The organism is Stenotrophomonas pavanii (assembly GCF_900101175.1).
Taxonomy (GTDB): Bacteria; Pseudomonadota; Gammaproteobacteria; order Xanthomonadales; family Xanthomonadaceae; genus Stenotrophomonas; species Stenotrophomonas pavanii.
In genome coordinates this window covers 152,175-178,116 of sequence record NZ_FNFQ01000009.1, presented here as the reverse complement: position 1 = coordinate 178,116, position 25,942 = coordinate 152,175, and the positions used below count along the sequence as shown (strand labels likewise).

Genomic DNA, 25,942 nt, shown 5'->3' with positions numbered 1-25,942 from the left:
TCGCCAAACGGACAATTTTGTCCGAGAATCAATCCATGACCGCTCAACGTGCCGATGCTGCCGCCCGCCGTGCCCTCATCCTCGACGCCGCCGATCATGTCTTCGGCCAACATGGCGTCACCGCCCCGCTGGACCTGGTGGTCGAACGTGCCCAGGTGGGCCGTGCCACCCTGTACCGCAACTTCCCCGACCGCACCGCGCTGATCCAGGCGCTGCTGCAGCGTACGGTCGACCGCATCCGGCGCCAGGTCGAACAGCTCGGCGACCGCGACGACGCGCTGTTCGAGGTGTTCGAAGGCATGGCCCAGCGCATCATCGATTCGCCGGCACTGGCCGACTACTGGCGTGCGGTTGATTCGGACGTGCCGTCCATGCGCGCCGCGCGCGAGACCGTGCGCGACCTGCTGGAGGAACCGATCGCCCGCGCCAAGGCCGCCGGGCTGTGCCGTGCCGACCTGGAAAAGACGGATATTTCACTGATCTCGGGCATGCTGGGTGCGGCCCTGCGCGGCAAGACCCGCGACGAGCGCGCCCAGTTGGCCGGGCGCGCCCTGCAGCTGCTGCGTGGGGGTCTCCAGGGAGCTGCCAGCGAGGCCCGTTGATGGTCCAGCCGTATCTGAAGCCGGTTCCGGATTGGGAGGAGCATGAGAAGCCGACCATGCCCGGCTCGGCGTCGATGCCCTGGCACCCGCCGTACCGGCGCGCGGCCTATGCGCTGGTATCGCTGCTGGTGGCGATCACCGGCGGCCTCGGCAATGCGCTGGTCACCGCCAACCTGCCGTTCCTGCAGGGCCAGCTGGCACTGACACCGACCCAGGGCAGCTGGCTGGTAGCGGCCTATGCCATGGTCAACGTCACCGCCAACCTGCTGGCCTTCAAGTTCCGCCAGCAGTACGGCATCCGCCTGTTCGCCGAGATCGGGCTGGGCCTGTATGCGGCGCTGGCGGTGCTGCACCTGTTCGTCGGCAGCTTCGAGACCACGATGCTGACCCGTGCCGCCAGCGGCTTCGCCGGCGCGGCGTGTTCAACGCTGGGCACGCTGTACATGCTGCAGGCACTGCCGCGACGGTTCACCGGCAACCTGCTGGTGATCGGTGTCGGCGTGTCGCAGCTGGCGGTGCCGATTGCCTGGATCGTCTCGCCGGGCCTGGTCGATACCGGCCAATGGCACCAGCTGTACTCGTTCGAGGCCGGCCTGGCCCTGTGTGCGTTCGCGGCGGTGGTGCTGCTGAAGCTGCCGCCGGGCATCCAGGTCAAGGCCTTCGAACCGCTGGATTTCCTCACCTTCGCCCTGCTTGCCCCGGCCGTTGCCCTGCTGGTGATCGTACTGGCGCAGGGCTACACGCGCTGGTGGCTCAATACAGCGTGGCTGGGCTGGGCGCTGATCGCCTCGATCGTGCTGTCCACCACCGCCCTGATCATCGAGCACTACCGGCGCAATCCGCTGCTGCAGATCCGCTGGCTGTCGACGCTGCCGGTCCTGCATTTCATCGTCGGCGCCTTCCTGATCCGCTTCCTGACCACCGAGCAGTCCTACGGGGTGGTCAACCTGATGCGTACGCTGGGCATGGGGCCGGACCAGATGCGCCCGCTGTTCGTGGTGATCCTGGCCGGCGTGGTCACCGGCATCGCCGGCGCCGCGTTGACCTTCGGGCCCAAGCGGTTGATCGCCCAGTTGCTGATGGCGATCCTGCTGCTGGGAACCGCCGCGTTCTTCGACCAGCACCGCACCAGCCTCGATCGGCCGCACGACTTCTATGTCAGCCAGTTCCTGGCGTCGGTGGGCGCCGGCATGTTCATGGGCCCGCTGATCATGCTCGGCATTTCCGCCGCATTGAAGCAGGGCGTGGACCACATGATCACCTTCCTGGTGACGCTGTCGATCACGCAGACGCTGGGCGGCCTGGCCGGCTCGGCAGTGCTGGGCACCTTCCAGCTGCATCGGGAGCAACTCTATTCCAGCGCGTTGACCAGCCAGCTCGACCCGGCCGATCCGGTGGTCGCGCAACGCCTGCGCATCCAGCAGCAGCTGTACGCTGCGCAGATCACCGACCCGGTGCTGCGCAGTGCGCAGGGCAGCGCGCAGCTGGCACAGACCACGCGCCGCGAAGCCAACGTGCGTGGCTTCAATGACGTGTTCACGCTGAGCGGCTGGCTGGCGATCGGCTTCCTGTGCTGGCTGCTGCTGCTCTCGCTGCGCACTGCCGTACGCAAGCAATGGCGCAAGCGCCACCCCACTCCTCCCATTGCGGCCACGCCAGCCGCGCCCCGCTGAGTTCTCGACCATGCCCCCCGTCCCGCCCCGACCCGACGACGCCGACAACGTGACCCCACCGCCGCCGACCGACGCGGCGCCTGCGCCCACGCCGGTTGAACCGGCGGTCGCGCCGAAATACCTCAAGCCCAGCGCGCGCAGCGTGGTGGTGATGGTGGTGGTGGCCCTGCTGGGCATCGCGCTGATCCTGCGTGCGTGGCACCTGTGGCCGTTCACCAGCAGCGTGATGGTGACCGACAACGCCTACGTGCGCGGGCAGATCACGGTGATGGCACCCCAGGTGAACGGCTATGTCACCGAAGTGCTGGTGAAGGATTTCCAGCATGTGCGGCAGGGCGAGCCGCTGCTGCGCATCGATGACCGCATCTATGCGCAACGCGTGGCCCAGGCGCAGGCGACGCTGGACAGCGCGCGCGCGGCGCTGGCCAATTCGGACCAGTCACAGGCGCAGAACCGCGCACAGATTGCGTCCGCCCGCGCCACGCTCTCGGCCGGCCAGGCGGAACTGCAGCGCTCGCGCAATGAGCTGAAACGCTACGAGGAACTGGCGGCGCAGCAGCTGGTGTCCATCAACGACCGCGACAAGTTCCGCACCACCCAGGCGTCGGCACAGGCCAGTGTGCAACAGGCGCAGGCGCAGATCCGCATCGCCGAGGAGACCCTGGTATCGACCCAGGTGGCGCGCAAGAGCCTGGAGGCCCAGGTGGAGAGCGCCCAGGCGCAGCTGGAGCTGGCACGCATCGACCTGGCCAACACGGTGATCCACGCGCCGCGCGACGGCCAGATCAGTGAGGCCAGCGTACGCGTGGGCCAGTACGTCGCGGCCGGTTCGCAGCTGCTGTTCCTGGTGCCCGATACGCTGTGGGTGGTGGCCAACTACAAGGAGGGCCAGACCTGGGGAATGGCGATCGGCCAGCCGGCCACGTTCTCAGTGGACGCGTTCCAGGGCCAGGTGCTGCGGGGCCGCGTGCAGGAGATTGCGCCGGCCACCGGGTCGGAATTCAGCGTGCTGCGCCCGGACAACGCCAGCGGCAATTTCACCAAGGTGGTGCAGCGGCTGCCGGTGCGGATATCGATCAATGAAGGCCAGAAGCTGGCCGCGCAGCTGCGGCCCGGCATGTCGGTGATCGTGCGGGTGGATACCCGGTCCAAGCCGATGGACTAGGACGCAGGCCCTGTCGCGCCGATATGAAACGGGGTCAGATCCCTTTGCCACTGGCAAAGGGATCTGACCCCGTTTCCAAAATGCCGGCCAGCGACCGGCACTACCGTTGCGTTAGCCGGCGCAGCGCGCGCAGAGGCCGTGCACTTCCAGCGTCTGCGCCTGTGGCTGGAAGCCCAGTTCCTTGGCGCGCTTCTCCAGCTGGGTGACGATCTCGCGGTCCTCCAGCTCCACTGCGCTGTGGCAGCTGTTGCAGATCAGGAACGGCACCGAATGCGCGGCACTGCTGGGGTGATGGCAGGCCACGAAGGCATTGACCGATTCCAGCTTGTGCACGAACCCGTTGGCCATCAGGAAGTCCAGCGCGCGGTACACGGTGGGCGGGGCATCCGCGCCCACGCCCTTGCCGTTGCGCACCCATTCCAGCAGCTCGTAGGCCTTGACCGGCTTGCCGGCCTCGGCGATCAGCTTCAGCACATTGGCGCGGATCGGGGTCAGGCGCAGCCCGCGTTCGCGCGAGACACGCTCGACCACCGCCACGAAATCCGATGCGTCGTGGACGTGGTGGTGCGGGGCGGTACAGGCAGTGGCGGTCTTGGCGGGCATGCGTGTTCTCCGGTTCGGGCCTGGCGGGGATGCGTCAGGCCGTTGCTACCTTGGTGATGGCCACATCGATGCGTTTCAAGGCCTGCTCGCGGCCGGCCAGGTACACGGTGTGGGAAATGTCAGGACTGACCTGGGTGCCGGTGATGGCCACGCGCAGCGGCTGGGCGACCTTGCCCATGCCGATTTCCAGTGCCGCCGCCGCGTCATGCAGGGCCACGCCCACCGCCTCGGCGGTCCACTCCGGCAACGCCGCCAGCAGCTCGCGGGCCTTGCCCAGCGCCACCTCGGCACCGGCCTTGAGGTGCTTGGCCACCGCCGCTTCGTCGTACTCGGTCAACGGCTGGTACCAGACCACGGCCTTCTCGGCCATTTCCTTCAGGGTCTGCACGCGTTCACGCAGGGCGATCACCACGTCCTCCGGGGCCGGGCCGGCGGCCACGTCCAGGCCCAGCTTCTGCAGCTGGTAGACCAGGTGCGGCACGATGCTGGCCACGTCCTCGGTCTTCAGGAAGTGCTGGTTGACCCAGCCCAGCTTGGCCATGTCCAGGCGCGAGGCCTTGGAATTGCAGTCCTTCACGTCGAACAGGTCGATCAGCTCCTGGCGGCTGAACAGCTCCTGGTCACCGTGCGACCAGCCCAGGCGGGCCAAATAGCTCAGCAGCGCGTCGGGCAGGTAGCCGGCGTCCTTGTACTGCATCACGTCGGCCGCACCGGTGCGCTTGGACAGCTTGGCGCCCTGCTCGTCCAGGATCATCGGCATGTGGCCGAACTTCGGCACCGGGGCCCCGATGCCTTCGTACAGGTTGATCTGGCGCGGGGTGTTGTTGATGTGGTCGTCGCCGCGGATGACCTCGGTGATGCCCATGTCCCAGTCGTCCACCACCACCGCGAAGTTGTAGGTCGGGTAGCCATCCGGGCGGAAGATCACCATGTCATCCAGCTCGCTGTTGGCGATCTCGATGCGGCCCTTGATCAGGTCATCGAACACCACCGTGCCTTCCAGCGGGTTCTTGAAGCGGATGACACGGTTCGGGTCGTCCCGGTACGGCAGGCCGAGCTCGCGCGCGGCGCCGTTGTAGCGCGGCTTCTCCTGCCTGGCCATGGCAGCCTCGCGCATGGCGTCCAGTTCCTCACGGGTTTCATAGGCGTAGTACGCCTTGCCTTCAGCGATCAGCTGCTCGGCCACTTCCCGGTAGCGGGCAACGCGGTCGGTCTGGTAGATCGGGCCTTCATCGTAATCCAGGCCCAGCCAGTCCATCGCCTCCAGGATGGCGTCGATCGCGCCCTGGGTGCTGCGTTCACGGTCAGTGTCCTCGATGCGCAGCACAAACTCGCCGCCGCGGTGGCGGGCCTCCAGCCAGCAGTACAGCGCGGTGCGGGCACCACCGATATGCAGGTAACCGGTGGGACTGGGGGCGAAGCGGGTGCGGCAGGTCATGGAGGGCTCGAGGAACGGGAATCCCCCGATTTTACCGGATTCACTGCCCCTGCAATTGCAACTTTCCCCATAGCCGCCATTCGTGCCCCAACGGAACCTGAACATTCTTCAATGAGGCAAGGACGTTTCAATGACCCCTCCAACCATCGGATCAGATAACGCCTCCGGATCGGGCGGTACCGCAGCCCAGCGCAAGCAGGGCCTCATTGATCGAGGATGTCTGAAATCCAGCGCGGTGAAAGCGGTCTGCGTGCTGGCGAGCCTGTCTGCAGTTAGCCTCTTTGGACTGGCTGAATCGAAGGCTTCAACAACAGTCAAAATCAACAGCCATTACTACACGTGCCGGAATTCGTGCGTCGTTTCCACGCGGCCAGGAGGAGGCTTTTCCGTCTGGGACAGCAGGGGTGGCTGGGTAACCAAGACGGCCGAGAAGGGCGAAGCGCTTGTGGAAACCGGGCCAGTAACCTGAGCGCTCCATATGAAGGCGAAAGCAACAGCTCTCTGGCTCCTGGTGACCTTGGCATTGGCCGGTGCACTGGCATGGCACTTTTCGATAAACGACCCTGCACATAGTTCTGCCGCGCAGAACTCACACCGCTCTTCCACAAACGCGCCCACCGCCACTGAGCGAGAGCCCGCCAGCGTAGCGGGTCGTTCGGGTGCAAATCGCCGCCCAGCGACTCGCCTCCCGGGTGACGTGCCCAAGGAGGCCGATCTGATCTACGACAATGCACTGGATGAAAACCGAATCGACCGGCTGCTTGCAAGCGCCGACGCCTTCGCTGCCATGAGCAACGCCATGCACACGGCAGCTTCGACAGACAGGGAACTGTCGGAATCAACCGCTCTGTTTGCCAGCCACCTCCAGAGTGGCCTTTCGGCGGAAGGCCACGCCCGGACAGTGCTGGACTTCAGCTGCGGGCGACGGTTGTGTCTGGCACAGCTGTCAGATTCTGCCAGCGTGCCGTTGGATCTCCGGCCCCTGATGCAGCATGACGGAACGACCTACTTTCAGGCGGCGAGTGTGTCAGATCAGGTGAAGACCCTCGACGGCAGGCCATCACTCCGGGCAGTGTTCGCGATCGATCCGGCCATCAACCAGATCGTCTCGATACCCGACTGACAGGGTCTACGGCAACGGAGGGGAGATACGACTTAATCCCCTCCGTCCCCTTTTAGGGTTCGGCCTTGCGCGGGAACGGCTGCTCGCGCATCGCGGCGTTGTAGGCGAACGAAGCGACGATGGCTGCGGCCTGCTTCAGGTCTTCCGGCTCGGCGTGGTCCCAGGTGTCCAGGTGGCTGTGGTGGACATTGGTGAAGTAGTCCAGCCGGTCCTGGATGAACTGGAAGCCCGGCAGGCCGATGCGGTCGAAGCTGATGTGGTCGGTGCTGCCGGTGTTGCGGGTGGCCACGGTGGTGGCGCCCACGTCATGGAACGGGGCCAGCCAGGCCTCGAAGATCGGCATCGCCGCCAGGTTTTCCTGCGCGTAGATGCCACGGAACCGGCCCGAGCCGTTGTCCATGTTGAAGTAGACCTGGAACCTGCTGTAATCGCGGGTCTTCTGCAGCGCACCGGTTGGCTCGCGCAGCGACGCCGGCAGCGCCTTCTGGGCCGGGTCGGTGGGCTCCGGGAACCGGCCGAAATGCCTGGCCACATAAGCCTGCGAGCCGATCAGCCCCTGCTCTTCGCCGCTCCACAGCGCCACGCGGATCGTGCGCTTGGGCTTGGCACCAGTGGCCTTGAGGATGCGCATCGCCTCCATCATCACCGCCACGCCGGCGGCGTTGTCGGCTGCGCCCGTGCCGCTGTGCCAGGAATCCAGGTGCGCACCGATCATCACCACTTCATCGGGCCTGCTGCTGCCACGGATCTCGGCCAGCGTGTTGTAGCCGGGCTGGTCGGCCTCGTCGGTGAAGCGCGCGGCCACGTCCACGCGCAGGCGCACGGTCTGCTTGGCCTTCAGCGCGCGCACCAGCGGGTTGAAGTGCTCGCTGATCATCGCCAGCTCGGGAATGCCGACCGCCTCGCCGGCCTTGCGCGAACCGCCACCGGCGACGCGGATGATGCCGTTGTCCCAGCTGCTGACGCTGATCGAGGCCAGCGCGCCCTCTTCGACGAAGAAGGCGTTGACCTTGCTCGCCAGCAGCTGGCGCTCCTGGTATTCCTTGACCCGCTTGGCGCGCTCGGCGGTGGCGTCCTGGTCCTTGGGCACGGTGAACGCCTGCAGGCCTTCCAGCGAGGTCGCGTCGTGCCGGTGCGAATCCGGTTCGGTGCCGCGCTTGTACTCGCGCGCCTCGCCCAGCAGCAGGATTTTGCCGCGCAGCTTGCCGCGGTACTTCTCGATGTCTTCGGGCTTCTTGATGTCGACCTGCACCAGTTCGCCTTCGACCGGCCCGTTCGTGCCCGGCGTCCAGGCCTTCGGCAGCGCATGCAGCGGCTGGATGCGGTCACCCAGCATTTCCACGCTGGCCGAGGTGAACTCCCAGCCACGGCCGAAGTCATCAAAGGCTTCATCGTGGACGTTGTCCAGCTTCCATTCGGTGAACTTGCCGCGGGTCCATGCGTTGGCGCGGCCCATCGCCGGCGAGTTGGTCAGGCGCGGGCCGATGCGCTCGGTGAGATAGCTGAAGGTGTCCATCACCTGCGAACGGTGGAACGCCTCTTGCCGGATGCGGCTGACCATGTCCAGGTCCACCGCCTCGCGCTGCTGCGCCACGGCATTGCCCCCGATCGCCAGCGCTACGGCCAGCACACCCCACTTCAACACATCGCACCCCTGCCCTTCGGCTCGATCATCAACCCACCGAGTCTAGCCAGCGGGGACGGGCGGATACCGTCCCATCGGTCATGGACAGCGGTAGAAGCGTGCGAACCACGGTTCGCACCCACAGAAGAGTGCTTGGTTCGCACCTGCCGAGCCGCTTCACCCACTCCACCCCAGCCACAGCTGCGCCCGCTCCGGGAGCAGCAGCAACCAGTGCCGCCGGTCGAAGCTGCTGCAACCGTACACCGCCGCATGCGCAGGCCAGTCATCGGGCAGGCCGCCGATGCCGATCTCGGCCAGCGCGTCCGCCCCGGCCTTCCATGGCCGGTAGCGCGGCACCTTCCCCGCCAACGCGCCGCGTCCCTGCCGCGCGCCCTGCAACCAGGCCAGTCCCTGGCCCCGCAGTCCCTCGCAGGTCACCGCCGCCAGCTGGAAGCGGACCAGGCCGGGGGCGATCCGTGCCCCCGGCAGGGCCGCCAGCACGCCATGTGCCTGCAGCAGTACATCCACTTCCAGCAGGGCCGGAATGCCCTGCCGCGCCCGTTGCCGGAAACTCTGGCGCCAGCCCATGGCGCGCTCCTTACTTCAGGTCCGCGCCGAGCGCGTACCAGTCGACCCGGCGGGTCACCCACATCGCCAGCGCCAGGATCACGAACAGCAGCAGCGACCCCATCAGCAGAGCGTTGTTCTCCGACACCAGCAGGCCATACAGCGCGCCGTACAGCACGGTCAGCAGCGCAGCGAAGCCCAGGCCGCGCTTCCAGTGGCCCAGCACGTTGGCCAGGTACACCGCCTGCAGGCCGATACAGGCCACCGCCGAAACCAGGTAGGCCTTCCAGAACGCGATGTGCTCGGACAGGCTGATCAGCAGCAGGAAGAAGATCGCCAGCGCCAGCCCGACCATCAGGTACTGCAGCGGATGGATGCGCAGCGACTTGATCAGCTCGAACAGGATGAAGCCGACGAAGGTCAGCACCACGAACAGCACGCCGTACTTGGAGGCCCGGTCGGCCTGCGTGTAGGCATCGACCGGATCGACCAGCGACACCGTCACTGCCTGCGAATCGATGGCGCCGTCGCTACGCAGCTGGCGCTGTGCGTCGGAGGCCAGCGAAGACACCGCCCACTGTGCATCGAAGCCGCCGGCATCGACGCGGCGCTCGTTGGGCAGGAACGCACCGCTGAACGACGGATGCGGCCAGCTCGACCGCAGCGCGATGCGGGTGTCGTCACCTACCGGCACCACCGACAGCATGCGGCTGCCATCCAGGCGCAGGTCCAGCTCAACGGTACTGGCCGCGAGGGTGCCGCCCTGATCCACCGCGAACCCCCTTACCGGCGCATGCAGGCCACGCCCGATCTCGCTGGCCGCGCCGACGCCCGGCAACAGTCGCAGCGGCTTGCCGTCCACCCGCAGGTTCGGCGTTCCCACCAGGCCACGCACATCGGAAACCCCGAGCGCAACGTACGGCTGCCCATACGTGCGTCCCGCCTTCACTGGATAGTCGTCGGCGGCGAAGCTCGCCTTCAGCCGGCCGTTCCAGCTGTACACCGGCACCTTGAACAGGCCGACCTCGCGCTGGCTCGGCAGCATCTCGCCTCCCACCTCCAGCGACGCCGGCATCTGCAGCCAGTGGCCCTCGGTCACCTGGATCTCGGTCTTCTTGACGCCCAGCGGGTCAACCAGTTCAACCTGCTTGCGTTCCACCCACGGCACCACCCGTACCGGCCCCACCAGCTGCTGCGCCCCGGCGCGGCTGTCGGCCACCCGGGTAAAGGCTTCGTCACGGTACTGGCTGCGCTCGTTGATGACGCCGCGGATCATCATCAGCGGCACCAGCAGCAACAGGATCAGCCCGCCGACAATGGCGAACCGCAGCAGCATCTTCAGGGATTTCATGGTCCATCCTCGTTGGAGAGGGCTGCAGGATGGACCGCCGCGGTGAGCGGGGTTTGTGGCGAATTTGAAGCGAGGGTGAAGTCAGCGGCGCGGGCGCTGGCCCGGGTTCGCCAACGGCAGCCACAGGCTGGCCACGGTGCCACCGCCGTCGCGGGTGTCGACGCTGGCGCGGCCGTCATGCAGGCGCGCGACCTCCTGCACGAACGGCAGGCCCAGGCCGGAACTGCGCCGGCCGCTGCCCGGTCGCGCCAGCGAATAGAAGCGCTCGAACACGCGTTCGCGCGCATAGTCGGGAATGCCTGTACCGCGGTCGGCCACCTGCAGGCGCACGCCCTGCCCATCCACCTCGGCCTGCAGCGCGATGTCCGCGCCGGCCGGCGAGAAGGCGATCGCGTTGTCGATCAGGTTGTGCAGCGCCTGCCGCAGAAGATAGGCGTCGCCCTGCACGCGCAGGTCGGGCGCGCTGCCGATGCTGACCTGCACGCCGGCCGCCTGCGCGCGCACCTGCGCGGACGCTGCCGCATCGGCCAGCAGCGACGGCAGCGCGATGGGGTCGCGGGTCTGCAACCAGCCATGCTGTTCCACCTCGGCCAGGGCCAGCAGCTTGTCGATGGTCTCGGTCAGCCGCTCCTGCTGGTCGACGATGCTGCGCGCGAAATGCACGCGGTCAGCCTCCGGCAACGGTTCCTGCAGCAGCTCGGCAGCACCGCGGATCGCCGCCAGCGGGCTCTTCATTTCATGCGTCAGTGACTGCACGTACTGCTCGACGTAGGCCTTGCCTTCCAGCTTGCGGCGCATCGTTTCCAGTGCCTGGCCCAGGTCGCCGATCTCGTCGCGGCGCCGCCGCGGCGGCGGCACCGGTTCGCCGGCAGTGACCGCGCGCGCATAGCGGCTCAGCTGGCCCAGGCCGGTGGTGAGCCACATCGTCACCAGCACGCCGACCAGTGCCGACAATCCGATCAGCCAGGCACCACGCTCGATGATGGCGCGCTGGCTGGCGGCGATGAACGGATCGATGCTCCGATTGGGCTGGGCCAGGCTGAGCACGCCGATCAGGGTCCGCCCATCGGCCGGGTCGTATACCGGCGCGGCCACATGCATGACCGTATCGCCTTCCTGACCCGGGATCTCGGGGCTGGAACGGGCACCGTACTCGCCTCGCAGGGTGCGGTACACGTCGTTCCAGCGCGAGTTGTCGCGCCCCAGGTCGCGGCCCAGCGAGTCATAGATGACGATGCCCTTGGCGTCGGTGATGGTCACCCGATAGTCCAGCGAGCGCTTCGGGAAGCGCCAGACCATCGCCTTCAGGTCGCGCTGCCGCGCCTTGGCCAGGTTGCGGGTGAAACTGCCGCTGCGGAGCGTGCCCGCCTTGACGTCGGCGGCCGCCATCTCGGCCAGCACGTTGGCAGCATCGACCAGGGTCGATTCCATCGCCTGGCGCACGCCGGGCTTCACCTCGTTGACGAACACGCGCATCACGAAGAACGCGGCGATGCCGGTGATCAGGAAGAAGCCGAGGAACAGCTTCAGTACCAGGCGCATGGCTAGACCTCCAGCGCGTAGCCGAGGCCACGGTGGGTGCGGATCGGGTCGCTGGCGCCGGCCGCGCGCAGCTTGGCGCGCAGGGTCTTTACGTGGGTGTCGACCGTTCGGTCGGCGCTGTCGGCACTGCTGTCCCATCCGCGATCCATCAGCTGGGCACGGCTGAGGATCGCCCCCGGCCGCTGCAGCAGGGCCTCCAGCAGCGCGTACTCGTAACGGGTCAGGTCCAGCGCGTGGCCACGGAAGCGGATGCGCCGGCCTTCGCGGTCGATGGCGAAGGCGCCATGTTCCTGCCAGCCCGCCTCGGCGCTGGTTGCTGCCAACGCCGGTGCCGCACGACGCAGCCGCGCGCGCACCCGCGCCACCAGTTCGCGCGGCGAGAACGGCTTGGTCATGTAGTCGTCGGCGCCCAGCTCCAGGCCGAGCACGCGGTCCACTTCATCATTGCGGGCGGTCAGGAAGATCACCGGCAGCTGCGCCGCCGGCCCGGGCTGCGCGCGCAGCCGCCGGCAGACCTCGAAACCGCCGAGGTCGGGCAGGCCCACGTCCAGCACCACCACGTCGATATCGCCGGCCTGCAGCCGCTGCAGGGCCTCCCCGCCGAGCAGGCAGTGGCTGGCGGCATAGCCTTCGCTGCGCAGCGCGTACAGCACGGTTTCGGCGATGGCGGCTTCGTCCTCGACCACCAGGACATGGGCAACGGGAGCTGTCATGGCGCGCAGCATAGCCGCTGCGGCCGCCGCCCCGTACACTGCCGCCCATGAACTATCGCCACGCCTTCCATGCCGGCAACCACGCCGACGTGCTCAAACACATCGTGCAGCTGGCCCTGATCGACAGCTTCAAGCGCAAGGACAGCCCGTTCTTCGTGCTGGACACCCACGGCGGTGCCGGCCGCTACCTGCTGGCCAGCGAAGAGAGCCGCAAGACCCTGGAGGCCGAATCGGGGATCATGCGGCTGATGGCACAGCCCAGGCTGCCGGAGGTGGTCGAGCGCTATCTGAAGGCCGTGCAGGCCGACAATCCGGTGGGGGCACTGACCAATTACCCCGGTTCGCCGCTGCTGAGCGCCCAGGCGATGCGTGCGCAGGACCGGATGGCGGTGTGCGAGCTGCAGGAAGCTGAAATGGCCACGCTGAAGGCACTGTTCGCCCATGACAGTCGTGTCGACGTGCGCGCCGGCGACGGCTACGCCCTGCTGCGTTCGCTGCTGCCGCCGAAATTCAACGGCAGCAAGATCGGTCGGGGCCTGGTGCTGATCGACCCGCCGTACGAGGCGCAGGACGCCGAATACCAGAACATCCTGGCCGCCCTGGCCGAGACCCTGGCGCGCTGGCCGCAGGCGACCTGTGCGGTCTGGTTCCCGATCAAGCAGCGCCGCACCATCCTGCATTTCCTGCGCAAGGCCTCCGCCCTGCCGGTGAAATCGGCGATGACGATCGAGTTCCTGGTGCGTCCGGACGACTCGCCGCTGCGCCTCAATGGCAGTGGCATGCTGCTGCTCAACCCGCCGTGGCAGTTCGACCGGGTGGTCGGCCCGGCCCTGCCGGCGTTGCGACAGCACCTGGGCGAACCCGGCGCCAGCACCCGCCTGGACTGGCTCAAAGCCCCCGAATAGCGGCCTTCACGAGGCTGTACCGCCGTGAGCCTTTCGTTCACGGAATGCAGCCCCGGTGATGCCACAATCGATGGACCACCAAGGAATCACCCGGTATGGCCACTCGCAACCGCATGCCGCCCTGGCATGAGATCTTCAAGGCTCCCAGCGGCCACGAGCTGCTGATCCGCCCCATCCGCCCGGAAGATGGCGCACCGCTGCAAGCGGCGTTCAGCCTGTTCGGGCCGGAAGAAATCCGCGATCGTTTCCTGCAGGCGGTGACCGAGCTGTCGCCGGAAACCACCCAGCGCCTGACCCATCCCAATCCCAAGACCGAGATCACCCTGGTCGCAGCCGAATCGCTGCCTGCGGGCGAAGCGGTGGTCGGCGCGGTTGCCCGGGCCTCGATCATCCCCGGTACCCGCGAGGCCGAGTACGCGATCCTGATCAGCCGCTTCCTGATCGGCCAGGGCCTGGGCCGGCAGTTGATGCGCAAGCTGGTGAAGTGGGGCCGTGGCAAGTACCTGGACCGCCTGTACGGCGATGTTGCCGCCGAAAACGAGCCGATGAAGCAGCTGGCCGCCTCGCTGGGCTTCAAGCCGGTGCCGCACCCGGCCGGTGCCGAGGGGCTGGTGCGCATGGTGCTGGAGCTGGACAACTGACGGAGGCGCCGGGCCTTGCCCGCCGACGCATTCCGGTAATGCCGGCCGCTGGCCGGCATTGCCAAACCCCAACGGTACATGAGGCGGCCAGCCAGCGGCCGGCACGACCCGACGGGCGTTGACCGGGCTTCTGCTAAAATCGGCGGTCCATGTCGCGTACCTCATACCCCGCCCCGCCGCTGCCGCGCGCCGGCCAGCTCCGCGCCTGGTGGCGCGCTCCCGCATCGCCGACCGCCCTGGCCTGGTACCTGGCCCAGGCCGCGCGCGCGCACGATGCCCCGCTGCTGGTGATCGCCCGTGACAACCACGGGGCCAACCAGCTCGAAGCCGACCTGCAGACCCTGCTCGGCGGCGACCCGGCCGTGCCGGTGGTCGCCTTCCCGGACTGGGAAACCCTGCCCTACGACCGCTTCAGCCCACACCCGGACATCATCTCGCAGCGCCTGGCCGCCCTGCACCGCCTGCCCACGCTGAAGCGCGGCCTGGTGATCGTGCCGGTGCAGACCCTGCTGCAGCAGCTGGCCCCGCGCAGCTACGTGATCGGTGGCAGCTTCGACCTGAAAGTCGGCCAGCGCCTGGACCTGGACGCCGAGAGGCGGCGCCTGGAAAGCGCCGGCTACCGCAACGTGCCGCAGGTGATGGACCCGGGTGACTTCGCCGTGCGCGGTGGCCTGCTCGACGTGTTCCCGATGGGGGCCGACGAGCCGCTGCGGATCGAGCTGCTGGACGAGGACATCGACTCGATCCGCGCCTTCGACCCGGAAAGCCAGCGCTCGCTGGACAAGGTCGACGCCGTGCACATGCTGCCCGGCCGCGAAGTGCCGATGGATGAAGCCAGCATCGCCCGCGTGCTGGCCACGCTGCGCGAGCGGTTCGATGTCGATACCCGGCGCAGTTCGCTGTACCAGGACCTGAAGTCCGGACTGGCGCCGGCCGGCGTCGAGTACTACCTGCCGCTGTTCTTCGAACGCACCGCAACCCTGTTCGACTACCTGCCCAGCGGCAGCCTGCCGGTGGTCTGTGCCGGTGCGTATGAAGCGTCCGTCGCGTTCTGGGCGCAGACCGCGGACCGCTATGAGCAGCGCCGCCATGATGTGGAGCGCCCGCTGCTGCCGCCGTCGGCGTTGTACCTGTCGCCGGAGCTGCTGCGCGAGCGCCTGAACGATGCCCCGCGCATCGAGGTGTGGTCGGCTGACCATGCGCGCATCGCCGACGCGCACGCGCTGGGCGACCAGCCGCTGCCACCGCTGCCGGTGGCGGCGCGCGATGCGCCGGCCGGCGAAGCGCTGAAATCCTTCCTCGGCCATTACCCGGGCCGGGTGCTGATCGCGGCCGATTCGCCCGGCCGCCGCGAGGCCCTGCTGGAAGTGTTGCAGGCCGCTGAACTGAAGCCGCCGGTGGTGGCCGACCTGCCCGGCTTCCTCGCCGACGATGCGCGCTTCGCGATCGCGGTGGCGCCGCTGGAAGATGGCTTCGCGCTGGACGACCCGCGCATCGCGGTGCTGACCGAGCGCCAGCTGTTCCCCGAGCGCGCCGGCAGCACCCGCCGCACGCGCCGTGCCGGGCGCGAGCCGGAAGCGATCATCCGCGACCTCGGCGAACTGACCGAAGGCGCGCCGATCGTGCACGAGGACCATGGCGTCGGCCGCTACCGTGGCCTGATCGCAATGGATGTCGGCGGCATGCCCGGCGAGTTCCTGGAAATCGAGTACGCCAAGGGCGACCGGCTGTATGTGCCGGTCGCGCAGCTGCACCTGATCAGCCGCTACTCCGGTGCGTCGCCGGAAACCGCGCCGCTGCACTCGCTCGGTGGCGAGCAGTGGAGCAAGGCCAAGCGCAAGGCCGCCGAGAAGGTGCGCGACGTTGCCGCCGAACTGCTGGAGATCCAGGCCCGCCGCCAGGCGCGTGCCGGCCTGGCATTGCAGGTGGACCGCGCGATGTACGAGCCGTTCGCGGCCGGTTTCCCGTTTGAGGAAACCCCGGACCAGCTGGCGGCGATCGATGCCACGCTGCGTGACCTGGCCAGCAGCCAGCCGATGGACCGCGTGGTCTGCGGCGACGTCGGCTTCGGCAAGACCGAGGTTGCGGTGCGGGCTGCCTTCGCCGCGGCCAGCGCCGGCAAGCAGGTGGCGGTGCTGGTGCCAACCACGCTGCTGGCCGAGCAGCACTACCGCAATTTCCGCGACCGTTTCGCCGATTACCCGCTGAAGGTCGAGGTGCTGTCGCGCTTCAAGACCAGCAAGGAAATCAAGGCCGAACTGGAGAAGGTCGCCGCCGGCACCATCGACGTGATCGTCGGCACCCACCGCCTGCTGCAGCCGGACGTGAAGTTCAAGGACCTGGGCATGGTCATCGTCGACGAAGAGCAGCGTTTCGGCGTGCGCCAGAAGGAAGCGCTGAAGGCGCTGCGCGCCAACGTGCACCTGCTGACCCTGACCGCCACGCCGATCCCGCGCACGTTGAACATGGCCATGGCCGGCCTGCGCGACCTGTCGATCATCGCCACGCCGCCGCCGAACCGGCTGGCGGTGCAGACCTTCATCACCCAGTGGGACAACGCGCTGCTGCGCGAGGCGTTCCAGCGCGAGCTGGCGCGTGGTGGCCAGCTGTACTTCCTGCACAACGACGTGGAGAGCATCGGCCGCATGCAGCGCGAGCTGTCCGAGCTGGTGCCCGAAGCCCGTATCGGTATCGCGCACGGGCAGATGCCCGAGCGCGAGCTGGAAAAGGTGATGCTGGATTTCCAGAAGCAGCGCTTCAACGTGCTGCTGTCGACCACGATCATCGAGTCCGGCATCGACATCCCCAACGCCAACACCATCATCATCAACCGCGCCGACCGCTTCGGCCTGGCCCAGCTGCATCAGCTGCGCGGCCGCGTCGGGCGTTCACACCACCGCGCCTACGCCTACCTGATCACTCCTGACCGCCGCGCGATCACGCCCGATGCCGAAAAGCGCCTGGAAGCGATCGCCTCGATGGACGAGCTGGGTGCCGGTTTCACCCTGGCCACGCACGACCTGGAGATCCGTGGCGCCGGTGAACTGCTCGGCGAGGACCAGAGCGGGCAGATGGCCGAAGTCGGCTTCAGCCTGTACACCGAGCTGCTGGAGCGCGCGGTGCGCAGCATCAGGCTGGGCAAGCTGCCCGACCTGGATGCCGGCGAGGAAGTACGCGGCGCCGAGGTCGAGCTGCATGTGCCGGCGCTGATCCCGGAAGACTACCTGCCCGACGTGCACACCCGCCTGACGCTGTACAAGCGTATTTCCAGCGCGCGCGACAGCGACGCGCTGCGTGAGCTGCAGGTGGAGATGATCGACCGCTTCGGCCTGCTGCCGGATGCGGCCAAGCACCTGTTCGCCATCGCCGAGCTGAAGTTGAAGGCCAACACGCTGGGCATCCGCAAGCTGGACCTGGGCGAGAACGGTGGCCGCATCGTGTTCGAGTCCAAGCCCAACATCGACCCGATGGCGGTGATCCAGCTGATCCAGAAGCAACCGAACCTCTACGCCATGGAAGGGCCTGACAAGCTGCGCATCAAGCATCCGCTGCCGTTGCCGGAAGACCGCTTCAACGCGGCCCGCGCCCTTCTGACCACCCTCGCCCCGGGTTGATCGCCCCCCCCGCACACCCGCATCGGCGCGCAGCCGGTGCGGGCTGATGACCATGTTTCCTGACGCCGTACCCGCCCCCGACCTGCTGCACGCGCAGGCCTGCCTGATCGATGCCCTCTCGATGTCGCTGCAGATGCGCGACGCCTACACCCGTCACCACTGCGACCGCGTGGGCCTGCTGGCCCGCTGCCTGGCCACGCACTGCGATCTCGCCCCCCCGGCCTGTGCACAGATCGGCCTGGCCGCACGCTTCCACGACATCGGCAAGATCGGCATACCCGACGATGTTCTGCTGGCGCCGCGCCAGCATACCGAAGAAGAACGCGCGATCATGCGCGAGCATCCGGTGCGCGGCGAGCATATCTTCCTGGCCACCGGCCGCAGCGATGCCGCACCGGTAGCACGGCTGATCCGCGCCCATCACGAAGCCTTCGATGGCAGCGGCTACCCCGACGGATTGCGCGGCGAGGCCATCCCGCTGGGCGCGCGCATCGTCACCATCGTCGATGCCTACGATGCGCTGACCAGCGTACGCCCGTATCGCGATGCGATGGAGCACGAAACCGCGTTGCGGATCATCGAAGCGCAGTCCGGCGGGCTGGTGGACCCCTACGTGCTGCAGCGCTTCCATCGCATGCTGGCGCGCGCGCCGGCGCTGGCCTGAGATCTTCCCGACGGTGAAACAACCCGCCGGTAGAGTCGACTGTTAGTCGACTGCTCTTCGTCCAGATCGCGAAAATCCCGCGCTGCGCGCGATAGTCGACTAACAGTCGACTCTACCAGTCGGCGCTGTGCTGCCGGCCTGGACGACAAAAGGCCCGGCATTCGCCGGGCCTTTCGCATCACGCGTTCACGGGTGATCGATTACCAGATCACCACGCGCTTGTCGTCGGCACGCACCATTGCATCGCCGGCCTTGCACTGGAAGGCGGCCGCGAACGAAGGCATGTTCGACGGCGCACCGTTGGCACGGAAGTTGGCCGGCGCATGCGGATCGGTGTTGAGGCGGACGCGCAGCTCACCATCGGTGAAATTGCGGCGCCACACCGTGGCCCAGTTCATGAAGAAGCGCTGGTCCTGGCTGTGGCCATCGACCTCGACATTCGCCTTCGGGTCTTCCTTCAGCGCCATCTGCAGCGCGTCATAGGCCACGGTCAGCCCGCCCAGGTCGCCGATGTTCTCGCCCAGGGTCAGCTTGCCCTTCACGTTCACCCCCGGCACCGCTTCATAGCCGTCGAACTGCGCGACCAGCTGGTCGGTACGCTCGGTGAAGGCCTTGCGGTCCGCGTCGGTCCACCAGTTGTCGAAGTTGCCGTTGGCGGCGAACTGGCTGCCCGAGTCGTCGTAGCCATGCATCATCTCGTGGCCGATGACCGCACCGATGCCGCCGTAGTTCAGCGCCGGATCGGCCTTGGCGTCGAAGAACGGCGCCTGCAGGATCGCCGCCGGGAACACGATCTCGTTCTTGGTGGCGTTGTAGTACGCGTTGACGGTCTGCGGGGTCATGCCCCACTCGGTCTTGTCCACCGGCTTGCCGATCTTGTCCAGCATGTAGCGGTAGTTGAACGCCCGCGCCGCCTGCATGTTGCCCAGGTAGCTGTCGCCGTTGGTCTGCAGGCCCGCCCAGTCACGCCACTTGTCCGGGTAACCGATCTTCGGGGTGAAGCTGGCCCACTTTTCCAGCGCCTTCTTCTTGGTTTCTTCGCCCATCCACGGCAGCTGCTCCAGGCGCGCCTTCAGCGCCTGCGACAGGTTCTCCACCAGGTGCTGCATGGCGACCTTCGACTCGGCCGGAAACACGGCGTCGACGTACAGCTGGCCCAGCGCTTCACCCATGCCACCGTTTACCGACTCCAGCACGCGCTTCCAGCGCGGCTGCATTTCCTTCTGGCCGCGCAGGGTGGTGCCGTAGAAATCGAAGTTGGCCTTCTCGAACTGGCTGCTCAGGTACGGCGAGGCGTCGTCGATGGTGTGGAAGCGCAGATAGGCCTGCCAGGTGCTGGCCGGCACGTCGGCGAGCATCTTGTCCATTTCACTGAAGAAGCCGGGCTGGGCCAGCGAGAACTTCTGCGCGGCCGGCACCTTCAGGGTGTCGAACAGCGCGGTCCAGCTGAAGTTCGGGGTCAGCCTGTCGGCGTCGGCGGCGCTGAGCGGGTTGTAGCGCTTGGCCGGATCACGCATTTCGATGCGCGACATCGAGGCCTTGGCCAGGCGGGTTTCGAAGGCCATCACGGCCTTGGCCTGCTCGGCGGCCTGCGCCGCGTCCACGCCGGACAGGGTCAGCACCTGTGCGATGTAGGCCACGTAGGCATCGCGGATCTTGGCCTGCGCATCGTCGAAGTAGTAGCCCTTCTCCGGCAGGCCCAGGCCACCCTGGCCGACGTAGGCGATGACGTTGGCCGAATCCTTGTAGTCGGCATTGGCGAACAGCGAGAACAGCACGCCCTTGCCCTCGGCCTGGCTGTCGCGCAGGTACCGGGTGATGGCGGCGGTGTCGTTCAGCGCGGCGATCTTGTCCAGCTGCGGCTGCAGCGGCGCCAGGCCGGCAGCTTCGATCTTCGCTTCGTCGTTGCCGGTCTTCCAGATGTCACCGATCTTGGCTTCCACCGAGCCGGCCTTGGCCTGGCTGGCGGCGGCCTGCTGCACCAGCGCGTGCTGCACTTCCAGCGAGCGCTCGCGCAGGATCTCGAAGCTGCCCCAGGTGGTCTGGTCGCCCGGCACCGGGTTGGCCTTCAGCCACTTGCTGTTGACGAAGCCATTGAGGTCGGTACAGGCCGAAATGGCCGGATCGAGGTCGGCGCTGTTGAGCGAGATCAGCGGCGTCTTGATCTGCGACAGGTCGAAGGCCGGCTTGGCGTCGGCACTGGCCGCCGGGGCGGTTTCGTTCTTGCCACACGCCGCCAGTGAGGCAGCGATGGCGATGGTCAGGCCCAGCGGGACCAGGTTGCGGACGTTCATGAGGCTCTCCTGCGGGTAATTTCACAGGGTAGCCGGGGGAGCGACGCCGGGGACCGGCCAAAGGTCACAGCACGCGGCTTCTGTAGAGTCGAGCCATGCTCGACTGCTCTCCGTTCCGGGTTCATGCTTCCTGCGGCGAAAGCCCAAAGCGGCCGAGCGTGGGCTCGGCTCTAGAAAAAGAAAGGCCGGCTTGCGCCGGCCTTCTGCTTCTTACTTCGCCTTGCCCTGGTTGGCCACGGCTTCGGCAGCCTCGCGTGCTGCTTCCGGGTCGCCCAGGTAGCGGAACGACTGCACGGTCAGGTCATCGTTCAGTTCGAACAGCAGCGGGATGCCGGTGGGGATGTTCAGCTCGAGGATCTCCTCGCGCGAGACATTGTTGAGGTACTTGTACAGCGCGCGCAGCGAGTTGCCGTGCGCGGTGACCAGTACGGTCTTGCCGTCCTTCAGCTGCGGTGCGATGGCGTCGTGCCAGTACGGCAGCACGCGGTCCAGGGTGATGGCCAGCGACTCGGTGCCCGGCAGCGCGTTGCGGTCCAGGCCGGCGTAGCGGCGGTCATGGATCGGGTGGCCCGGATCTTCCAGGTCCATCGGCGGCGGCGGGATGTCGTACGAACGACGCCAGACCTTGACCTGCTCTTCGCCGTGCTTGGCCGCGGTCTCGGCCTTGTCCAGCCCCTGCAGGCCGCCGTAGTGCCGCTCGTTGAGGCGCCAGGACTTGTTCACCGGCAGCCAGTCCTGCTCCAGCTCGGCCAGCGCACCCTGCAGGGTGTGGATGGCGCGCTTGAGCACGGAAGTGTGCGCAACGTCGAACTGCAGGCCTTCCTCGCGCATCAGGCGGCCGGCGGCGGCCGCTTCGCGACGCCCCTGCTCGGTCAGGTCGACATCGACCCAGCCGGTGAAGCGGTTGTCCAGGTTCCACTGGCTCTGGCCATGGCGCAACAGTACGAGTCTACGGGTCACTGCAGGGTCTCCAACGCGAGGAAAGGCAGGCCGCCATTGTAGCCCGGCCGCCGCTCACCGGGCCGTGGCGCCGCCCGTGCGATGCTGTGACCCATGAATACGGTGATCGACCCCGGACGCTGGGAAGGCAGCGTCGCTGCCGCCCGTGCGCAGCAGCTGCAACTGGCAGGCCGCGTGGAGCGCCAGGACCGCCTGCCACGCAACGTGCGCTGGCTGGCCGGGATGGATGTCGGCTTCGAGGACAACGGCGCCATCACCCGCGCCGCGGCGGTACTGCTGGACGCGGAGACGCTGAAGCCCGTGGCGCAGGAGATCGCGCGCATCCCCACGGTGATGCCCTACATCCCCGGCCTGCTCAGCTTCCGCGAGCTGCCGGCACTGCTGGCCGCACTGGCGCTGCTGCCACGTGTGCCGGACCTGGTGTTCGTCGATGGCCACGGCATCAGCCATCCGCGCAGGCTGGGCGTGGCCGCGCATCTGGGCGTGGTCACCGACCTGCCGAGCATCGGGGTAGCGAAGTCGAAGCTGGTGGGGCGGTTCGTCGAACCGGGCGCCGAGGCGGGTGCACATGCGCCGCTGCAGGATGGCGACGAACAACTGGGCTGGGTGCTGCGCAGCAAGGTGCGCTGCAAGCCGCTGTTCGTGGCCGGTGGCCATCGGGTCAGTGCCGATACCGCGCTGGACTGGGTGCAGCGCACGCTGCGCGGCTACCGGCTGCCGGAGCCGACCCGGCTGGCGGATCGGCTGGCCTCGCGACGCGACGAATGACCGCACCGGGCATTCCCCGGTGCGGCCTTCATTTTCATTCAACGATGCACGTGGCCGCGATGGCCCTGCGCATCCTCGCCGTGGTCGTGGCCTTCATGGCCCTGCTGCGCGCCGCCCTTGGCCGACGCCGGTCCAGCGCAGGCTTCACCACAGTGGTCCGCTTCGATCTGCAGCGTCACGTGTTCGATGCCGAAGTCATCGTGCAGGCGCCCGCCCAGCTCGCGGCGCAGCACATCGGCATCGGTGCCGTCGCGCATCACGATGTGCGCGGTCAGCGCCGGCGTGCTCGAGGCCAGCGCCCACACATGCAGGTCATGCACGTCCATCACCGCGGCATGGCCGGACAGGCTGTCGCGCACCTTGGCCACGTCCATGCCCTTGGGCACGCCTTCCAGCAGCACGTTGATCGCCTCGCGCATCAACACGTAGGTGCGCGGCAGTACCCATAGCCCGATCAGTACCGCCAGGATCGGATCGATCGGCTTCCAGCCCGTCCACTTGATCAACAATGCGCCGGCAATCACCGCCACCGAACCGAGCATGTCCGCCCACACTTCCAGGTAGGCGCCCTTCACGTTGAGGCTCTCGCCACTGCCGGCCTGCAGCAGGCGCATCGAGATCAGGTTGATGACCAGACCGACGGCCGCGATCACCAGCATGCCGGAGGACGCGATCTCCTGCGGCTGGCGAAAACGGCCGACCGCTTCCCACAGGATGTAGGCGGCGACCACGAACAGCATGGCACCGTTGATCATCGCGCCCAGCGCCTCCAGCCGTGCATAGCCGTAGGTGCGGCGCGCATCGGGTGGGCGCCGGCTCAGCCGCACCGCAACCAGCGCGATCATCAGCGCCAGCGCGTCGGTGGCCATGTGTGCCGCGTCGGACAGCAGCGCCAGGCTGTTGGTCCAGAACGCGCCCACCACCTCGACGACGAGGAAGGTGGAGGTCAGGCCGAGCGCCCACCACAAGGGTTTCTCGTGGCGGATCTGGGACGGCAGGTGATCGTGGTCGTGGCCCATGGCAACAGCTCCTTTGCGATGCGGTGCAGGCTACGCCGTGCTGGCGGGGGAGACTATTACGGTGTTTATAACATTGCAGGCGTGCAGCACCGGTGCCGCCGGGCAGGACCCGGCGGCACCGGCGGATCTGCGCTTGCGTATGCTCAGAACCCGAAGCGCAGGCTGGCCCAGTAGGCGCGGCCGGGCTCGTTGTAGGTCGCCGCGCCAGCATCGCTGCTGTTGGCCTCGCGGAACAGGCGCTTGTCGGCCAGGTTGTTGACGCCGAAGCCGAAGCTGACGGTCCCGGTCACCCTGTAGCGGGCGCTCACGCCCCAGATGTTGTAGGCACCCCGGTCCTGCAGCGCGATCGAGGGATCGCAGCTGCCGGTGCAGCGCGGATCATTGTTGATGTTGGCGGTGGCCGGTTCCTGCTTGCCGTAGAACGTGCCGGTCAGCAGCAGCGACAGCCTGTCGGTGGCCTGCCAGTCCAGCATGGTGTTGATCGTGTACTTCGGAATCACCGACAGCGGCTGGCGCGTGGTCTTGTTCTCGTTCTCCACCATGTAGGTGAAGTTGTTGCTCCACTTCAGGCGGCTGCCCTGCTCGCCCAGCAACGGGATCACCAGGTTGCCTTCCAGGCCCTGCACGATCGCCTTCGGCGCATTCTCCCAGCGGAAGATGCGGCCCTTGGTGTCGGCGGTCAGCCCGATCTGGGTGTAACCGGCCTGGATCTTGTCCTTGTAGTCGTTGTGGAAGTAGGTCAACGACGCCTGCCAGCCGCTCTGCGGTGCCCACTCGACGCCCAGTTCCTTGTTCAGGCTGGTTTCCGCCTTCAGGTCCGCATTGCCGCGCATGTAGCAGCCGGCGCCCAGGCTCGGCAGTGCATTCGGGCAGCCATTGCCACGGGTGTAGTACAGATAGTCCGGATTGGACTGGTACAGGTTCGGCGCCTTGAATGCACGGGCGATACCGCCCTTCACCACCCAGTCGCCGCTGATGCGGAACTGCGCATTGAGGCTGGGGCTGGTGTTGTTGCCGAACTGGCTGTGGTGGTCGAAGCGCAGGCCCGGGGTGACGATCCAGCGCTCGCCCAGGTAGATGTTGTCTTCCACGAACACCGCGGTGGTCTGCGCGTCGGCCTTGCCACGCGCACGATCGGCCGACAGCCCCGGGATGCCGCCGCCGCTGCTGCTGGACTGGCTCATCGAATAGGGATCGGTCAAGCGGCTGTCCAGGTACTCGAAGCCGAGCGTCCAGACGTTCTCGGCGCCGCCCAGCGTGGTCGGGAAACTCACTTCGCCATCCAGCTGGTAGTTGCGCAGGCGCGAGGTCGACCAGTCGGTGCCGTTGAAGCTGCCCTCCGGGCCACCGGCCAGGCCTTCGTTGATGCGCGAGTTGTTGACCGCCTCCACCGCAGCCGTCACCCGCGAGGTCACGTCGCCCCAGCGCCCACGATGGGTGATCGCGCCGGTGGTGCGGTACATGCGGTTGGTCTCCGCTTCGCCTTCGGCCAGCGCCGCCAGGTCAACGCCGGTCGAGGTACCGGTGGTGCTGACCGCGCGGTCACCGGCATAGATGTTGCCCTGGCGGCTGGTGCCGGCTTCGAACTCCACCACCTGGTCGGCGGTCACGTCCCAGCGCAGCAACGCGTTGACGTCGCGGTTCTTGACGCCCTCGCGGCCAGCCGGCGGCACCGCGTTCGGGTTGGTCGCGTACTGGCGGTTGAGGTCCAGTGAGTCGGCGTCGGTCCTGTTGAGGTTGCCGTACAGGCGGAACGACAGGGTATCGGTCATCGGCCCGCTCAGCTGCAGGCCGACGCGCTCGCTGCCGCCTTCGGCGCTGTGCTCGGGCACCAGGCCATACAGGTCGACCGCGCCGGTCAGGTCGCCGGTCGGGCGCTTGGTGATGATGTTGACCACGCCGCCGGACGCACCGGAACCATAGCGTGCCGCCGCCGGGCCGCGCAGCACTTCGATGCGCTCGATCATTTCCGCCGGCACCCAGTTGGTATCGCCGCGCGTATTGCGTTCGCCACTGCGGCCCATGCGCACGGCATCGCGCGCGCCGATGCGCTTGCCATCGACCAGGATCAGGGTGTTCTCCGGGCCCATGCCGCGCAGGTCGATCTGGCGGTTGTTGCCGTACTGGCCCGAGGCGCTGTTGCCGGTGAGGTTGACGCCCGGCATGGTCCGCAGCAGTTCGGCGATGTCGTTGGCCGGTGGGCGCCGGGCGATGTCCTCGGCGGTGATGGTCGAGGTGCCCAACGCCTGGCGGGCAATCTGCGAAGCGGTGACATGCACGGTATCGATATCGGTAGCGTCTGTTTCCGCGTGGGCGGCCATGGCACTGCCGGCCAGCAACGCGGCAACGGCGAGCGCCAGCGGGCGCGGCGAAAGGACAACGGCAGGAGACATGATCTGGACCTTCTGGCAGGGCAACGGGGCCTCTGGCAAAGGGCTTGAGGCAACGACGAGGAGGGAGGCGGAGCGTCGCTGCAGTCGCCTGCGGCCCGATCCGTGCGCGCATTGTCCCATCAATGCGAGTGATTCTCAAATGCGTTCACTCATTGCAGCGGCGATGCCGATGTGCTGCGCGCACGGCACGCGCCTGCATCACGCTTAAACTGGCGGGCCAACCCGCCATCAACCGCACGCCAGCCCGGCCGATATCGGTGGTTTGCCGTACGCAGTCAGAGAA

21 protein-coding genes are annotated in these 25,942 nt (G+C 67.5%); 10 read left to right on the top strand and 11 right to left on the bottom strand.

Annotation, left to right across the window (positions count from 1 at the left end):
* Nucleotides 1-35: 35 nt before the first annotated feature.
* The 3 genes from BLS66_RS15680 to BLS66_RS15670 are packed head-to-tail and all read left to right on the top strand — an operon-like array spanning nucleotide 36 to nucleotide 3,440.
* The gene (locus BLS66_RS15680; RefSeq protein ID WP_019659167.1) at nucleotides 36-602 is read left to right on the top strand and encodes a TetR/AcrR family transcriptional regulator; all 567 of its coding nucleotides are present in this window, start codon (nucleotides 36-38) and stop codon (nucleotides 600-602) included.
* On the top strand, nucleotides 602-2,275 hold the full coding sequence (locus BLS66_RS15675) for an MFS transporter (RefSeq protein WP_074726270.1): 1,674 nt from the start codon (nucleotides 602-604) through the stop codon (nucleotides 2,273-2,275). Before BLS66_RS15680 ends, BLS66_RS15675 begins: the two co-directional genes overlap by 1 nt.
* A gap of 10 nt (nucleotides 2,276-2,285) precedes the next feature.
* Nucleotides 2,286-3,440: an HlyD family secretion protein gene (locus tag BLS66_RS15670; RefSeq protein ID WP_074726298.1), complete on the top strand. Its 1,155-nt coding sequence runs from the start codon at nucleotides 2,286-2,288 to the stop codon at nucleotides 3,438-3,440.
* A gap of 111 nt (nucleotides 3,441-3,551) precedes the next feature.
* Here the strand turns inward: BLS66_RS15670 and BLS66_RS15665 are convergent, their stop codons facing one another.
* On the bottom strand, nucleotides 3,552-4,043 hold the full coding sequence (locus BLS66_RS15665) for a Fur family transcriptional regulator (RefSeq protein ID WP_004150412.1): 492 nt from the start codon (nucleotides 4,041-4,043) through the stop codon (nucleotides 3,552-3,554).
* Nucleotides 4,044-4,077: 34 nt separating this feature from the next.
* A complete protein-coding gene (gene gltX, locus BLS66_RS15660; protein ID WP_053462516.1) occupies nucleotides 4,078-5,481 on the bottom strand; it encodes a glutamate--tRNA ligase in 1,404 nt (467 codons plus the stop codon).
* Nucleotides 5,482-5,611: 130 nt separating this feature from the next.
* Here gltX and BLS66_RS20620 point away from each other — a divergent pair, with 130 nt between their 5' ends.
* Both BLS66_RS20620 and BLS66_RS15655 read left to right on the top strand, forming a co-directional pair.
* Nucleotides 5,612-5,950, top strand: coding sequence for a hypothetical protein (locus BLS66_RS20620; protein ID WP_143025183.1), 339 nt, complete (start codon nucleotides 5,612-5,614; stop codon nucleotides 5,948-5,950).
* 228 nt (nucleotides 5,951-6,178) lie between these two features.
* Nucleotides 6,179-6,604 (top strand): hypothetical protein, encoded by a 426-nt coding sequence (locus tag BLS66_RS15655; protein ID WP_074726269.1) that lies wholly within the window; start codon nucleotides 6,179-6,181, stop codon nucleotides 6,602-6,604.
* Between the two features lie 52 nt (nucleotides 6,605-6,656).
* Here BLS66_RS15655 and BLS66_RS15650 read toward each other — a convergent pair whose 3' ends face one another.
* The 5 genes from BLS66_RS15650 to creB form a co-directional block, all read right to left on the bottom strand.
* Nucleotides 6,657-8,249, bottom strand: coding sequence for a M20/M25/M40 family metallo-hydrolase (locus tag BLS66_RS15650; protein ID WP_074726268.1), 1,593 nt, complete (start codon nucleotides 8,247-8,249; stop codon nucleotides 6,657-6,659).
* Nucleotides 8,250-8,405: 156 nt separating this feature from the next.
* Nucleotides 8,406-8,816: a hypothetical protein gene (locus BLS66_RS15645; protein ID WP_074726267.1), complete on the bottom strand. Its 411-nt coding sequence runs from the start codon at nucleotides 8,814-8,816 to the stop codon at nucleotides 8,406-8,408.
* A gap of 10 nt (nucleotides 8,817-8,826) precedes the next feature.
* Nucleotides 8,827-10,146 carry a cell envelope integrity protein CreD gene (gene creD / locus BLS66_RS15640; RefSeq protein WP_074726266.1) on the bottom strand — a complete coding sequence of 440 codons (1,320 nt, stop codon included), beginning with the start codon at nucleotides 10,144-10,146 and terminating at the stop codon, nucleotides 8,827-8,829.
* A gap of 81 nt (nucleotides 10,147-10,227) precedes the next feature.
* Nucleotides 10,228-11,688, bottom strand: a complete 1,461-nt coding sequence (gene creC, locus BLS66_RS15635) for a two-component system sensor histidine kinase CreC (protein ID WP_057493898.1) — start codon at nucleotides 11,686-11,688, stop codon at nucleotides 10,228-10,230.
* Between the two features lie 2 nt (nucleotides 11,689-11,690).
* Nucleotides 11,691-12,413, bottom strand: a complete 723-nt coding sequence (gene creB / locus BLS66_RS15630; RefSeq protein ID WP_074726265.1) for a two-component system response regulator CreB — start codon at nucleotides 12,411-12,413, stop codon at nucleotides 11,691-11,693.
* 35 nt (nucleotides 12,414-12,448) lie between these two features.
* Here creB and BLS66_RS15625 point away from each other — a divergent pair, with 35 nt between their 5' ends.
* From BLS66_RS15625 to BLS66_RS15610, 4 genes are all read left to right on the top strand, one after another.
* On the top strand, nucleotides 12,449-13,306 hold the full coding sequence (locus tag BLS66_RS15625) for a 23S rRNA (adenine(2030)-N(6))-methyltransferase RlmJ (RefSeq protein WP_074726264.1): 858 nt from the start codon (nucleotides 12,449-12,451) through the stop codon (nucleotides 13,304-13,306).
* A 95-nt stretch (nucleotides 13,307-13,401) separates the two neighbouring features.
* Nucleotides 13,402-13,947, top strand: coding sequence for a GNAT family N-acetyltransferase (locus BLS66_RS15620; RefSeq protein WP_014646444.1), 546 nt, complete (start codon nucleotides 13,402-13,404; stop codon nucleotides 13,945-13,947).
* A 149-nt stretch (nucleotides 13,948-14,096) separates the two neighbouring features.
* On the top strand, nucleotides 14,097-17,561 hold the full coding sequence (gene mfd / locus BLS66_RS15615) for a transcription-repair coupling factor (RefSeq protein WP_074726263.1): 3,465 nt from the start codon (nucleotides 14,097-14,099) through the stop codon (nucleotides 17,559-17,561).
* A 46-nt stretch (nucleotides 17,562-17,607) separates the two neighbouring features.
* On the top strand, nucleotides 17,608-18,225 hold the full coding sequence (locus tag BLS66_RS15610) for an HD-GYP domain-containing protein (protein ID WP_049466880.1): 618 nt from the start codon (nucleotides 17,608-17,610) through the stop codon (nucleotides 18,223-18,225).
* Between the two features lie 200 nt (nucleotides 18,226-18,425).
* Here the strand turns inward: BLS66_RS15610 and BLS66_RS15605 are convergent, their stop codons facing one another.
* Both BLS66_RS15605 and gpmA read right to left on the bottom strand, forming a co-directional pair.
* Nucleotides 18,426-20,519 carry a M13 family metallopeptidase gene (locus BLS66_RS15605; RefSeq protein ID WP_053505390.1) on the bottom strand — a complete coding sequence of 698 codons (2,094 nt, stop codon included), beginning with the start codon at nucleotides 20,517-20,519 and terminating at the stop codon, nucleotides 18,426-18,428.
* A gap of 210 nt (nucleotides 20,520-20,729) precedes the next feature.
* Entirely contained in the window at nucleotides 20,730-21,479 is a 750-nt protein-coding gene (gpmA, locus tag BLS66_RS15600; RefSeq protein ID WP_074726262.1) for a 2,3-diphosphoglycerate-dependent phosphoglycerate mutase, read from the bottom strand.
* 93 nt (nucleotides 21,480-21,572) lie between these two features.
* On the opposite strand from gpmA, the gene nfi reads away from it, so the two are divergent.
* A complete protein-coding gene (nfi, locus tag BLS66_RS15595) occupies nucleotides 21,573-22,247 on the top strand; it encodes a deoxyribonuclease V (protein ID WP_049464859.1) in 675 nt (224 codons plus the stop codon).
* 38 nt (nucleotides 22,248-22,285) lie between these two features.
* On the opposite strand, the gene BLS66_RS15590 is transcribed toward nfi, so the two are convergent.
* On the bottom strand, nucleotides 22,286-23,266 hold the full coding sequence (locus BLS66_RS15590; protein WP_049464861.1) for a cation diffusion facilitator family transporter: 981 nt from the start codon (nucleotides 23,264-23,266) through the stop codon (nucleotides 22,286-22,288).
* A gap of 143 nt (nucleotides 23,267-23,409) precedes the next feature.
* Nucleotides 23,410-25,659 (bottom strand): TonB-dependent siderophore receptor, encoded by a 2,250-nt coding sequence (locus BLS66_RS15585; RefSeq protein ID WP_074726297.1) that lies wholly within the window; start codon nucleotides 25,657-25,659, stop codon nucleotides 23,410-23,412.
* Nucleotides 25,660-25,942: the final 283 nt, after the last annotated feature.